Below are 13,582 nucleotides of genomic sequence, written 5' to 3' on the forward strand. Positions count from 1 at the left end.
TCACCGGCCGATGATCTGGTTGAGCTGTTCGAGGGAGCGCGTGGCTTCAGAGCGCGTCAGCAGGAAGAACGTCAGGTACAAGAGCACTGCCGTCGCGAAGGCCGCGATCACAACCAGGCTGATGGGTGTCTGCCACGCGACTCGGTGTGCCTTCCGAACGATGCCCTCGGACTTGAAGAGCGACAGCGGCTCGGTGGGGCCGCGCTCCGTGCGGATGACGTCGTGCAGTTCCTTGATGACCGCCTCAAGCTGAACGCGGCCATTGTGCATGGCTCGGTAGCGGCCCTCGTAACCGAGATTGAGGCAGAGATAGAGGAACTCCAGGAGGTCGATGTACCGGTTCGGCTCGGTCATCAGCCGCGCGAGGATGACGAAGAACTTTTCGCCACCCCAAGTCTCATTGTGAAACGTCGCGAGCAGGCTGCGCTCCGACCAGTTGGTCTCGAGCCCCCAGGGACTGTTCATCACCGCCTCGTCGAAAGCCGAGCAGAGGCAGTAGCGGAGGGCGAGCACGCTCACACGGTCATAGCCGAGCCGGTGCAACTCAAGCTCGATCGACTCGATCTCGACGGTGGAGCGGCGATGCAGCGTGTCGACGTCGTCCAGATGGCCGAGCGTGGCAATGCGCAGCATCAGGGCAATCAGGGCGGCACTGGCGTCGGTCACGCGGTTGAGGCTGCTGCCGCGGATCTCGAACGAGAACGGCCGCTGCGGCTCAACCTGTGGCACTGCGGTGAGATCCTGAGACCGCGCCGCGACGGCGTTCGGATCGGTATCGAAGAGCTCCCGCGCGTCGAATTCCGACGCGCGGGCGAGGGCGCGATCGGTCATGACAGCCTCCCGTCCGTTCGACCACGGATCGCCCAGAACTGCATCTCGAGGTCGGGGAAGTCGCCGGCGATATGAAACGCGAAGCCGCTGGATTTGAGCAGGTCCTTCCAGCCGACTGAATTATTATCAAGCATAAAATAAGTATATCCTGCGTGATAAGGGAGCTGTCTCGGCGCGGTCGGCATCGGTTGCAGGACGACACCTGGAAGATGTGACTGAACCAGTTCCCGGATCTTTTCGATCGACGAGACCTTGACCTGCGAGGGAAACGTCTTGGCGAGCCGGTCGAGGGGAATGGCGGCGCGCACAGCGAGCACGAAAGCGCAGGTTCGGATCATGTCCGGATCCGTCAGAGGCGCAGTCAAGACCCCGAATTTGTGCCGGTGCAGGTCGAGGACGATCGCATTGGGCTCCAACATCGTGGTGAGCGAGCGCCGTAACGACCGGATCAAGGGGTCGAAGCAATGTTCCGGCATCTCGTGGTTGTATGGCGGCCAAGCCTCAGGCCGCCGCTGCTCATGGGTGAAGGTCGCCAACTCGCCGGCAGAAGAGGCGAAGACCTCGTAAAGTCGTTCAGGATGAACGCGCTTGATGGTGGATAGATGCCTGAATACTGGCTGCCACCGGTTAATTGTCTGAAGAAGCAAGAACTCGGCGATCTCTGCGACGCCATTCTGGCTCAACGAGCCGAGTCGGCCCGCGATCTGCAAAGCGCGCTGGTGAAGCAGGCCGGTAAAATCGTCGAGGACACGGGTCAGCTGCGGGATCGCCTCGAGGCCGTAGCTCGTCGGCATGAAGGACGGGTCGAGGCGGATCGACCCATCCGATTGCTTCTCCTGCACCCGGCACACCGGGAGATAGGCGAAGGACGAGCGGTCCTCCCGCCCGAGCATCAGGCGCAAGTTGAGCTGCGTGACTTCGATCGAATAGGGCTCGGCGTCGTCGCTCGATACGTCGTTGGCATCCTGACCGGCGATCCGGTACCGGGCCCCCCTCGTGGTGGTCTCACCCGTCGGGATCTCGGGCAAACCGCTCACCACAAGGGGCGCGGCCAAGTAGACGACCTCGTTGACGACCGTCACAGCGGAAAGATCGAGGGCGCCAGGCGCCGGCGTCTCGCCCGGGATCTCGAACACCGTCCGATCCGGAAGGATTCCGCTCGCGCGCACGATGTCGATCTTGCCGTGAAGCAGAGTCTCCGTATTCAGTTCGATCTGCTCGAAGCCCACTTGGTAGGCGCTGAGAGCGTCGCCGCGCCGCCGGGCCACGTAATCGTGGTAGCGCTGCTGCTGCTGCAGATGCTGCGGCTTGATGAACAGGCCGTCCGACCACATCACGGCATTACGAAGAGACATCATTTCCTCGATAGAAGCTGGCGCATAGCCTGCCGCTCAGCGATGCGTTTGGATCGCGACGTTTCGGCCTCGGATCGCGACGACGATCTTGTAAGTCTCACCTTTAGGCTTGATTGCATCCAGACTACGCCAGTTGATGTGATCGATATCCTTGTAACCGACAGCGACGCCGATATTCGACGTCTCCTCTTCGATTTCCCAATCCTCTATGACTTTAGAATTTCCAGGTTCGACTTGCTTTTCCTTATGGGTGACATAAGAAGTCCCGAGCGCGTCCTTGGGTGATGCCGAAAGGGTGGAGAAATCCAGAGTCCTGAGACGCGTGTCGTCGGAGAGCTGGAACAGCCAGACATCGACCGGCGCCGCCTGCCCGAACGCGTTCTTGTTGGCATCCTCCTCGACATAGATGGCGATCGTCGCCTTCGAGGGCTGATCTTTCGGCGGCCCGATGGGCATGTCGGGGTTCATCATAATCTGCCCTATTTTGGTCGCGCCCTGGATCGTCTGCAGCGGCGTGCAGGCGGCTAGGCAGCCGACGACAACGACGGAAAACAGGTGGGCGCGAGGCGGCATCACCCGTCTCATGGTTCATTCTCCTGCCGAGAGCGTGCGCATCTCACGGTCGTGGACTTGCCGGAAGACTTCCCAGAACAGGCGCGCGAGGCCGCCCTGCCTGTCGGACGCGATTTCTCGATAGTAATGTTGGTACATTCCCCAATGCCACGCATCGAGATCGCCGGTTCGCGGAACGTGACCTTTGTATTTGAGAAAGCGTCGGGCCAGAGTGACCGGGGACAGAGCTGCAAAAATAGCTTTTAATGCTGCCTCGGTCGCGACCGAGGCGGCAGCTTGATGGTGTTCGATGCTGGCGATGCTCTCGCCGATCGCCGTCTTCGCTGAGAGATGTACCGGGCTGTGAACCAGAAACAGGTCACGCACGGCCTCGTTCGCATCCCCGGCCAGGCGGAGCGGGTTGTCCTCGATGGCGTGGAGATGGGTGTCACTGGCCAGCACACCCGCCGCGCTTCGGTCCTGGCTCAACCTCCGCAGCCCGTCGATCGCCGCCCGTAAGGCCTCGCCTATATCAGCGGCCAAGCGGTCAGCTTCGGGACCTGTGAGGGATGTGACCGGAAGGCCGAGGGCCGCACAGAGGGGGCGCAGGACCACGTGATCGACCAGATCTTCCCGTGCGACCCCACGCTCCTCGGCGAGCGGGACTTCGCCGAGCCAAGCGTCGCGGGTAGCTACCTCGTCTGGACCGCGCGCAGCGTGGGCCTTGCGATCCCGCATGTTATTCTCGAGTTCGCCGAGATAGCTGTCTAATTCATCGCGGATCCCGGCCAGTGGGAAATCCGCCCGACCGTGCTCGGCAGCTTTCATGGAAGTATCCTTCACCCGTTGCGGTGTGAAATAGGCCGAGGTCGGCAGCAGATCGTCAGGGCTTTCCGGCCGTGGCCCCTCGATAGGGCGGCCGAGGACGTACATCTCGAGTCCGGCTGCGATGGTGCCGCCTTCCAGAGGACTTTCCCGATTCAGAGCCGCAACTGGGTCGGAGGTCACAGGATCGCCCTGACGGACCGTCCTATCCGAGAGGAAAGAGAGAGGATCCTTGTCTTCCTCGTTCTGCTTCAATCGCGCGCTGAACGGATCGAGCCCATGCTGCGCCACGAGGGTCTCATCCAAGAGGTTGCGGTGCTCCTCTTCCTCCCGGCGAGGATCCACGATCGACTCGACGGAAATGAACTTCCGTGCCCAATCCTCGGACTTGGCAGCCCTGCCCGCCTCGTCGACCCGCTGAATGAGGAAGGCGGTCACGTCGAACCGGCCGATCGACAGCCTGTCCGCATCGGAGATCCGAAAGGGCTCGCCTGGGCCGAGTGCTCGGACCGAATGGTTCACCCGGACACCGCGCGTGCTCAGCGCCTCGACGCAGAATTGACCATCCGCGTGGAAGATCCGGGCGTGGTGTCCGTCGACGGTCTGCTGCCGGTCGATCAGCGTCCAGGTACAATCCGCCGCAGAGCCAATCAGCCCCCCTTCCGCCGGGAAGACCATCGATGACCGGCTGCCGCCTTCGAGCAGCGCCGTGTTATCCACGACAAGAGTGAGGAAGGTTGTCATCCTCATGCCCTCGCCGTGATCACGACGACCCGTTCCTCGTCACGCCGCCCGTCGCCCAGAAAACTCGACCATCCGAGCCGGCCGGGATCGTCCCGCGTCAAAGTTATTGGCTGGGTGGCACGGGGACGCAGGCACAGCTTGAAATCGTAAGCGAACTGATCGCGGAGCATGAATTCCACGAGGTTACGGAGCCGCCGATGCTCCTGTCCGCGAGGCAGGAAATCCCGGAAGCGCCGGTCGTCGAGATCGTGAATGACCACCCGGATCTTGCCCTGATAGTCGGGAGCGCGATCGCCGGAGATGGTTCCCTCGCCCAGGCGGGAATTGGCGCCGCCGAGGCCCCATTTCTGGTGCTCTGGGATCGGCACCCGGCGTCGCACCCATTCCTCGATCGAGACTCTTTCGAGCCGGAACGTGTGCCGAATGATGGTGGAAAGCACGGCAGGCGAGCGGTTTCGACTCGCCAAGACCCCAGCAAAGCACAACAGTCGCGGCCAATAAATTCCAGAGCCCGCCCTCAATCGTGCATCATAGAGGCCGAAAAGAGAGAAGATTCCCCGAGAGAAGTCGTCCTCCCCGCCGGGACGGTAGCGCATGTAATACCGATATTTGCGCCAGCCTCGATGGAGAAGGCCGATCAGACGATTGTGAAAGAAGTTGAAGAAATCTGTCAGCACCGATCCTTTCGGATCGTAGCCGGCGATCTGCTCGACATAATAGGAGGGCAGCGGCGATCCCGAGCCGTGCAGCCCGAGGAAGGTGACAGTGATCACAAAGCACGGCGGTGAATCCGCCCGCGCACCGTTGCAGGCCGGGTTGAGCAGCCGCATGCTGGCCACGTCCGAGAGTGGAAAACCCAGGCCATTATCGACTTCAAAGATGATCCTTTCCTCGGCTGGCAGGAGATGCGTGCCGACCTCGCGTCCGTCGTCGAGGGCGTCCTGGATCATCTGCACAAGGCGATAGAAGGCGTAGGTTGGAGCCCGCGCCTCGGCCTCGGCGCGGATCAGATCAACGGCTGACGGCCGATTGTCGCTGGCCATCTATAAATCTCGCCGTTGTTGTCGCCGCGCAGTTCCAATTCGTGGAACGAATTGGTGGTCGTGCTGATGGCGATGAATTCCTTGAGGATGCTACCGAAGAGGTACATCTCCCCCTCTGATTGGAAGCATGTCTCGTCGAGGGTGAGGATTGAGCGGATTCCGCGAATCGGGCGTCCTTTGAACAACATGTCCACCGGCCGGGTGCTCAGGTTACGGATGCCGCCGAGACGGAGACGCGCCGCCCGCTCTGCCTGCCGATCCGTCAGCGATCGGTAGTCGTAGATCTGCAGGATCACACCGAGAGCGTCTTTATCCAGGAGTGACATATAATTGAGCGACAGATTTGAGATAAGGTTCCAGTTCAGCGCGCCATCGATCGGCGGATAAACTGGCGCCGTCGGACGAGTAATATTTGAGAATTCAATGAAGGATGGACTCGAATCGGTCGCGAGGTCGATGTCGCCGATGGCCAGTTCGACTGCCCTCGTTCGGTTGAAGCAGGTTAGCCGGATGCTCACCGCCTCTTCAGCGGGCACCGCCTGCTCGCCGTCATGCAGCACGAAGGTGATCGCGTGTTCGAACCCGGCCTCGTTTGCCGCCGCCGTTAGGCGTTGACGGTAGTAGACCTGCTCTCGCCGCGACGCCATTTCGAGTTCGTGATGGAACGATTCGAAGGCAGGGTAGGCGCGCTCGATCTGGAAACCTCTATCCTTTTCCGGAGCACGGAAGCCGACGACATTGTCGATGGAAAAGATTTCACAAGCCGCGTAGTCATTTCCGGACGGCTTGACCCGGTATTGCACTTTGCGATGATCGACAGCGATTGGCTCAGCATCGGTCTCGAACAGGTTGACGGCGGGCGAGCAGAACAACCGTACGTTGTCGGCGCGTAATTTAACATGTGCCGGCAGCGGTCGCTCGAACTCCAAGTCCAGCCCGAACTCCTTAGCCTCGCTGCCCGCCGCCGCCGCCGCGAGCCCGTCTAAATCGACACAGTGGAATTTGTCGGGGAAGACGAAGAACTCCTGGAGCAGCCGATAGGCATCGAATGCCGTCGATGCGCTAGGTAACAACGTCTCGTCGAAGGCGAAGCCACTGGCCCGTACGCTGGTATTCGGCAACCTCACCCGCCGCCCGTCCGGTGTAATGAAGTGCAAGGCCAGTAGATAGCGTAGGCACCAGAGATATAGGGTCTGCGCGACGATCGCATCTCCCGTGAACCAAAGGCGCAAATCTGAAAAGTTGACGCTGCCTACCGTGCGTTCGCTTAGCATCGCAAAGCTCAAGGCAAGCTGAGATCGATCTTGCGTACGGGTATGCGCCACGTCGGTCAGTTCGACCGGGTAGACAAGGCAGTCCGCGGTCGTTCGAAAGTCGCACGATCCCCCCTCAATCGGCCGGGCGCGCATCGCCATCCCCCGCGGAATGACATGGGCTTCGGTGATCGTGCCGCGGACCGGCCGGAATTGCATGAGGCAGGTCGGAGGGAAGGGCCGGAGGAAATTGGGCCACAGCAACTGCACGAGCGAATGGGTGAGTTCGGGAAGATCGTCTTCGATCTTTTCCCTCACGCGTGAGGTCAGGAACGCAAATCCCTCCAGCAACCGCTCGACGTCCGGATCCGTGCTGCTCTCAGAAAGATATTTCGAAAGCTTCGGGTTCAGACGTGAGAATTCCTTTCCGGACTCTCGCAAGTAACTGAGTTCGTCATGGAATAGACTTGCCATCGACCTGACACTCAACTCAAAATAAAGTGGCGATCTTTGTTCAAGCACAGATCGAATTCAGCGGAGGATTCAGCTTCAGCTTTGCCGATGCGCGCCGTGATGCGGAAGCGTAGGCTTAAGGGCTCATCGGTTGCGGCGATGTAGCCGACCCGTACATCAGCGATCCGCGGCTCACCCATTACTATGCATTGGCGGATCGACTCGGCGATCTGCCGGATCATGTCGTTGGAGCGGACCGCCCCATCGTTCATATCAATGATGCCCAAGCCGGGGTTGGCGGCTGCGCCGCCCGCGCGAAGGTTGAGCACGCGGCCGAGATTGCCTTTGATCGAAGCGATCTGCGCCTCATCGACGTTCATCCCTGAGAGGTGCCCGATATCCTCTTCGTCCGCCACGAGGCGATCGAAGAGGCTTCCGTTCAAGATGCGCAGGCGCGATGCCGATGCCGTCACAGGTTTGCGCAAGATCATAGTCAACCGGTGGCGCGAGGGAGGACGGAGTTAAACCCGGCTACACTGCGGCTGCTTATCAAATATTCGTCGCGGCATCAGACTTGTCGAGCTTGCCAACGAGCGACAATTCGAAATTTGCACCCATGTATTTGAAATGTGGCCGAACCTTCAGCGTCACCTGATACCAACCCGGATCGCCTTCAACATCGCTGACTTGGACGGTCGCATCCCTTAGGGGGCGGAGCGACCGAACCTCGGAAGGTGGGTTTTCCTGATCGGCAATATACTGGCGCAACCAAATATTGAGCTCGCGCTCAAGATCCGCCCGTTCTTTCCACGATCCAATCTGCTCGCGCTGCAGAACCTTGATGTAATGAGCGAGCCGGTTGACAATGAAGAGATAAGGAAGCTGTGTGCCGAGCTTATAATTAGTCTCAGCTGCTTTACCTTCCTTCGTCCCGGGAAACCGTTTCGGCTTCTGGATCGTGTTAGCCGAGAAGAAGGCCGCGTTGTCCGAGCCTTTGCGCATGGTCAGTGCGATGAAGCCGAGTTCGGCCAGCTCGTATTCTCGACGGTCGGTAATCAAGACCTCAGTCGGAATCTTAGCCTCGATCTGCCCCAGAGACTCGTAGACGTGAATAGGCAGATCGTGGACCGCACCACCGGATCTCGGTCCAATAATATTGGGGCACCAGCGATATTTAGCAAAACTGTCCGTTATGCGTGACGCCAAAAGAAAAGCGGTATTGCCCCATAAATAATTTTCATGACGTGAAGTCACGTCTTCATTATATGCGAAGCTATGTATGGGGTTATCGATCGAATGGTAAGGCTGACGCAGAAGAAATCTCGGTCCCGTAAGGGCGATATAGCGACTATCTTCACTCTCGCGCAATGCGTTCCATTTACGGTAGCGTGGCCCTTCGAAGACTGAGGCCAGATCGCGGACATTGGGAAGTTCAAGATAGCTATCAATCGCGAACATCTGCGGAGCCGCTGCCGCAATGAACGGAGCATGCGCCATGGCCCCTACGGATGCCGCGTACTGAAGGAGCTTAAGGTCGGGAACGGACGGCCCGAAATCGAAATTCGCAATCATCGCGCCAACCGGCTCGCCACCGAATTGGCCGTATTCTGAGGAATAAACTTGTTTGTATAGGCCAGATTGGACTACTTCTGGCGCATTCTCAAAATCTTCGAGCAATTCCTGCTTTGAGACTGACAATAATTCAATTTTTATATTTTCTCGAAAATCGGTGCGATCGACGAGGATCTTAAGGCTACGCCATGCCGCCTCTAGTTCCCGGAATTCCGGGTGGTGCAGGATTTCGTCGACTTGCGCGCTGACCTTTTTATCGATTTCAACGATCATTCGATCAACAAGAACTTTGTTGATCTTCTGATTATGTTCATCCGATTTCAAAAGGTCAGCGATAAATGCCCGCACGCCCATGCGCGCAACATCGTACCCTTCTTCTCCTGGATTGATCCGAGTTTCCTCCATAATCTGCTCAAGTAGGGATCCAGACTCACTCGGAATTCTCTGGGACGACGGTGCTGAAACCAGAGTATCCATGATGGCCTCTTGAGATCGTATAGGAAAAACGAAGATCAAGCCACGATTTTGCAAATCGTGCTCAACGACAGTCAGCCAGATTTAGCTCACCGGTATCTATATCGACACGTTACTGGGCTGTACCGATCTCGATGAGAGACGGACTTCCGCGCGGGCCGGCATCTCAGGATGCGTTCGAATCACCCTGATGAAGCGCTTCCAACTCGGCGATCAGCCGGGTGCGGCTCCCCTCATTTTCAAGGATTTGCTGCATCCGCTTACGAAATGCCGGCATATTTCCCAGCGGCCCCTTCAGCGCAACCAGCGCCTCGCGCAACTGCATCATCTTCATAAGCTCTGGCACTTGTTGAACCAGAGAATCCGGCTCGAAATCCTTAAACGACTCAAATTTCAAATTGACCCTCAGGTCTGTGCTGCCATTTTGCTCATCGAGCACGTTACGAACAGTAATCTTCTTTTCGATTTCAGATTCGCTCATAACTGTCGATAGGGTGTTTTTATCGACATTAATCATTTTTCGCTCTTCGACGGGCGTCGTGTCCGCTTTCCCGAGAAAATTTCCGAGCACGACGAGCTTGAGCGGCAATTCCGTCTCAGATATTTGTCCCATTGTCGCCGGAACGTATCGAATGTTGATACGCTCCTTCGGAGCAATAGACCCTTCTGTTTCATTCATCGTGTCATTCCTTCAGTAGTAGAAGATCAATAACAATTTCACACAAAACGTCCGCCAGTTACGACTGTCGGTGTGCTTTTTGCAACCTTCAGGGGTGTTTTGTGATAGGTCTCTAATCTCTCTAATGTTTGGCGGCTCGGTTTTTCTGCAGAGTAAATGTTATTTTGGCATATAAAACAAATTTGAAACTTTGCTATATCAGTAAGAATGTCGAGAGTTACAGTATGTTTATTCTCGGTGTGGCCGGCGTCGGCCGTTTCGACGATAAATCATATGTTAGGTTGAGTCGCAATAAGGAAAACGCAGAAAAAACTTTCATTTATCTTTCTTGTAATATGCATAAAAGGCGAACAGGATTGTACAATTGTCTAATTATTCTGATATTGAAGCTCAGTGTTGATTGTTGTCCGCATTAGGCGCGTTATGTCGACATAATTTGTCGGCGAATACAGCAAATAAAGAAGATGCTTCAAATATTTTATGTCGATGTTCCCGAAAAACGCCCCGCTAGTGTATTCTGTCATCGACGATTGAGCTTGGTCCAAGCTATTCAAGCTGGTACGACCGCGCCCAGATCCGCTTGGCTTCTCTCAACTCGCACCGCTTCCACAACCCCCTGAACCGCACCGGGTTTGTCGGAGGCCCTCTCGGTTAGGTTACGCCATCCCGGCGGTCGAACTCCGCCAAGGCAAAATAGCCCAATGCCTTCCTCAGGATCTCATTGGCTTGTCGGAGTTCACGGTTCTCCCGCTCCAGCGCGTTGATCCGGTCGCAGTTGTCCGTTGTCTGTCCGGCTCGCTGGCCCTACCGTCCGGACTCATAGTCAGCAGCGGACGATCACCGCGAGGCAGAGGGCAGCGGGGTGGTTGCGAGCGATCCAATCATAGAGGGCGGCGATGCGGCGGAAGTCGTTGAGCCGCCCGAACATACGCTCGATGGCGTTACGCCCGCGACCGGGCACGGGCGAGAAGCGCGGCTTCCAGCGGCGGTCGACCTTTGGCGGGATGTTGGGCGCGGCTTCCATCGCCTCGATCTGCTGGCGGATGGCGTCGCTGTCGCAGCCCTTGTCAGCCAGAACGATGCGGGAGCTAGGCAGGCGCTTCAAGAGCAGCGTCCCAGCCTTGCAGTCGGCGACCTGCCCGCCAGTCAGCAGGAAAGTGAGTGGGCGGCAGGCATGGTCGGTGAGCGCGTGGATCTTGGTCGTGCGGCTGAGATCCCGGCTGCTCGCGCGCTTGCGCCGGGTCGTCGTGGCCTCACCCGGCTACCTCGCGCAAAACGGCCGCCCGGCCGCCCCCGCCGACCTCAAGGATCATTCCTGCGTGGTCAGGACCTCCGGACCGGAGGAGGATCTCTGGCCGCTCACCGAGGCTGGGGGCGTGATCCGGGTCCCGGTCGCGGGCCGGTTCCGCTGCAACGACGCCGCCGCCGCCAACGCCGCCGTCCTCCAGGGCGCCGGGATCGGCCTGGCGCCGCTCTGGCAGGTGCGGGCCGAGCTGGATCAGGGATTGCTGGAACTGCTGCTGCCCGCGCACGAGCCGCCACCGATTCCGGTCCACGCCCTCTGGCCGGGACACGCGCCGACGCCGGCCCGGACCCGGGCCTTCGTTGACCTGCTGCGGAGCCGTCTGGCGGGGGAGCGGATCTAGGCAGGCCGGTCAGCGCGCCCCGCCACTCCGCCGGCTCCGGCGCTCCGCCTTGCGGGTCGCGGTCTCCCGCAGATGCTGCTCGATGGCGTCGTTGGCGCGGCCGCGCATGTGGCGGATGGCGTCCACGTCGTCGAAGGTCTCGGGGAAGCGCCGGGACAGCCACAGATATGCGCTGGCGAGCTTCACGGTGCGCTCCTGGTAGTCGAGCTCGCCCGCGAGGTTGCCGCGCAAAGCCGGGACCGTGAGGCCGGCGGCCCGCGCCTGGCACCAGCGCTCCAGCAGGCCCATGGCGATCTCGTCGCGCCGGTCGATCGGGCAGACCGAGAAGGCGAATTTTTCCTCGATCGGCAGCCGGGCCCGGTCGACGGTGCGGGCGACGTCGAGCACCTCCTCCAGGGCCGAGGGCTGGAACGGCGAGCCGGCGTAGAAGGTCGCCCGGGCGAAGTGGGTCAGCACCTCGTGCAGGCTGTGGGTGCGCATCTCCTCGGCCACCGAGCGGATCGCCCCGAGATCCGGGCGGACGAAGAAGCGGGTGTCGGCCGCAGGTGCCGTCGGGGCGCCCGAGAGGGCCGTGCGGATCGGTTCCACGGCGAACGGGTCGGTCGCCGCCACGTAGCCGACATCCTGGTGGCCGTAGCGGCCGGCCCGGCCGGCGATCTGCCGGATCTCGGAATGGGTGAGCGCCCGCTCGGCGGTCCCGTCCCACTTGCGCACCGCCGAGAACACGATCCGCTTCAGCGGCCCGAGGTTGAGGCCCATGCCGATCGCGTCGGTGGTCACCAGCACGTTGGCCTCGCCGGAGCGGAAGCGCGCGGCCTCGGCCCGGCGCACCTCCGGCGACAGGGCGCCGTAGATCGTCGCCACCCGGTGGCCGCGGGCGACGAGGATCTCGCGGTTCTCGTGCACGGCCCGGCGGGAGAAGGCGACCACCGCGTCGCCGGCCTCGACCTTCTCCAGGGGGACCGGCTCCTCCAGCAGCAGGAGCGGCGACTTGCGGGTGAAAGGGATCACCTCGAGGGACTCGTTGGCGGCCTCGGCGGCGCGGCGGACATACGAGAGCGCGTCGTCGGAGCCGCAGACGATCACGGTCCGGGCCGCGACGCCGAACAGCGCGTTGGTCCAGGCCCAGCCGCGGTCGGGGTCCGACAGCATCTGGATCTCGTCGATCACCGCCACGTCGATGGGGCGCGTCAGGTCGGCGGTCTCGATGGTCCGGGCGGTGTGGGTCGGGTTGGCCTCGCCCAGCACCTCCTCGCCGGTGATCATGCCGGCGCGCAAGCCCCGCTCGCGCAGGGTCTCGTAATTCTCCAGCGCCAGGAGGCGCAGCGGCGCGAGGTAGGCCCCTGTCTCGGCCGCCGTCAGGTGCTGGAGCGCCGCGTAGGTCTTGCCGGAATTGGTCGGGCCCATGTGGAACAGGATCCGCCGGTTGAGGCGCCGGGCGGCGGTGAAGCGCTCGATATAGGCGCCGAAGCCGACCTGATCGCGCAGGCGGCGCAGGCGCGAGCCCTCGCGGGCCACCGCCTTGGCGTGCCGGCGCACCGGCGTGAGCGTGTCGTTGAGGCCGCGGGCGAGCTTCGGGCTGTAGGTGAAGACCCGGGACCGGAGCGAGCGGTCCATGTGGGCGATGTAGGCGGCGGCGTCCGCCCCGACCTCGCGCAGGTCGACAAGGAGCTGCGCCCGCAGCTTGTCGACCGGCTTGTGCAGGGCGCGGGTGGCCTGGAGCGCGGTGCGTGCCACGGCCTCGCGCAGGGCCTCCAGGCGGTGGGCCGGGTCGTTCCGGGCGGCCATGCGGGCGAGGATCTCGGCCGCCTCCGGCTCGGGGGCCATGTCGAGGCGCAGGTCCAGGCGACCGTTGTCGAGGAGCGGGATCTCGGTCCGGATCAGCCAGGTGATGCGGTGGTCCTTGGTCACCACGGCCCGGAGGGCGGGGATCGCCTTCCGGATCGCCGGGATGCCGGTCTCCGCGAAGGCCCGGGCCGCCTGCATCTCGCGGAGCGCCCGGGCGACGCGCTCGTCCTCCACCTCGGCGCCGTAATCGGGCAGCTCGAGATGGGCGAGGAGCCGGTCGAGATCGACCGTGTCCGGAGACAGGCCGAGCCGGCCTACGGATTCGATCAGGCTCTCGATCGTCGGGCGGAGACGCTTGCGCGCCATG

The 13,582-nt window shown here is 60.9% G+C and carries 11 protein-coding genes and 2 pseudogenes; 1 reads left to right on the forward strand and 12 read right to left on the reverse strand.

Annotated features, from left to right (window positions below):
• The 11 genes and pseudogenes from icmH to BLT59_RS26620 form a co-directional block, all read right to left on the reverse strand.
• Complete coding sequence (icmH, locus tag BLT59_RS26575) at positions 1–831, reverse strand: type IVB secretion system protein IcmH/DotU (protein ID WP_091788062.1); 831 nt, start codon at positions 829–831, stop codon at positions 1–3.
• Positions 828–2,189: a type VI secretion system baseplate subunit TssK gene (tssK, locus tag BLT59_RS26580; RefSeq protein ID WP_210185989.1), complete on the reverse strand. Its 1,362-nt coding sequence runs from the start codon at positions 2,187–2,189 to the stop codon at positions 828–830. The genes icmH and tssK overlap by 4 nt, the downstream gene beginning before the upstream one ends.
• 33 nt (positions 2,190–2,222) lie before the next feature.
• Positions 2,223–2,771: a type VI secretion system lipoprotein TssJ gene (tssJ, locus tag BLT59_RS26585; protein ID WP_091788065.1), complete on the reverse strand. Its 549-nt coding sequence runs from the start codon at positions 2,769–2,771 to the stop codon at positions 2,223–2,225.
• A 3-nt stretch (positions 2,772–2,774) separates the two neighbouring features.
• Positions 2,775–4,307, reverse strand: coding sequence for a type VI secretion system-associated FHA domain protein TagH (gene tagH / locus BLT59_RS26590; protein ID WP_175544141.1), 1,533 nt, complete (start codon positions 4,305–4,307; stop codon positions 2,775–2,777).
• A gap of 2 nt (positions 4,308–4,309) precedes the next feature.
• Positions 4,310–5,350, reverse strand: coding sequence for a type VI secretion system baseplate subunit TssG (gene tssG / locus BLT59_RS26595; RefSeq protein WP_091788070.1), 1,041 nt, complete (start codon positions 5,348–5,350; stop codon positions 4,310–4,312).
• Entirely contained in the window at positions 5,314–7,077 is a 1,764-nt protein-coding gene (gene tssF, locus BLT59_RS26600; protein WP_091788073.1) for a type VI secretion system baseplate subunit TssF, read from the reverse strand. Before tssF ends, tssG begins: the two co-directional genes overlap by 37 nt.
• Positions 7,078–7,088: 11 nt before the next feature.
• Complete coding sequence (tssE, locus tag BLT59_RS26605; RefSeq protein ID WP_210185990.1) at positions 7,089–7,541, reverse strand: type VI secretion system baseplate subunit TssE; 453 nt, start codon at positions 7,539–7,541, stop codon at positions 7,089–7,091.
• A gap of 64 nt (positions 7,542–7,605) precedes the next feature.
• Positions 7,606–9,105, reverse strand: a complete 1,500-nt coding sequence (gene tssC, locus BLT59_RS26610) for a type VI secretion system contractile sheath large subunit (RefSeq protein ID WP_091788079.1) — start codon at positions 9,103–9,105, stop codon at positions 7,606–7,608.
• A 163-nt stretch (positions 9,106–9,268) separates the two neighbouring features.
• Positions 9,269–9,781, reverse strand: coding sequence for a type VI secretion system contractile sheath small subunit (gene tssB / locus BLT59_RS26615; RefSeq protein WP_091788082.1), 513 nt, complete (start codon positions 9,779–9,781; stop codon positions 9,269–9,271).
• A gap of 667 nt (positions 9,782–10,448) precedes the next feature.
• Positions 10,449–10,609, reverse strand: a pseudogene (locus BLT59_RS30835) (IS3 family transposase); the annotation flags it as partial.
• Positions 10,605–10,988 (reverse strand): annotated as a pseudogene (locus tag BLT59_RS26620) (IS5 family transposase); the annotation flags it as partial. The pseudogenes BLT59_RS26620 and BLT59_RS30835, both read right to left, overlap by 5 nt.
• Position 10,989: 1 nt before the next feature.
• Between BLT59_RS26620 and BLT59_RS26625 the strand changes: the two are divergent.
• A complete protein-coding gene (locus tag BLT59_RS26625; protein WP_244514161.1) occupies positions 10,990–11,427 on the forward strand; it encodes a LysR substrate-binding domain-containing protein in 438 nt (145 codons plus the stop codon).
• 9 nt (positions 11,428–11,436) lie between these two features.
• Here the strand turns inward: BLT59_RS26625 and BLT59_RS26630 are convergent, their stop codons facing one another.
• A complete protein-coding gene (locus tag BLT59_RS26630) occupies positions 11,437–13,581 on the reverse strand; it encodes a helicase-related protein (protein WP_091788090.1) in 2,145 nt (714 codons plus the stop codon).
• Position 13,582 lies beyond the last annotated feature (1 nt).

Source organism: Methylobacterium sp. UNC378MF (genome assembly GCF_900103195.1).
GTDB lineage: Bacteria > Pseudomonadota > Alphaproteobacteria > Rhizobiales > Beijerinckiaceae > Methylobacterium.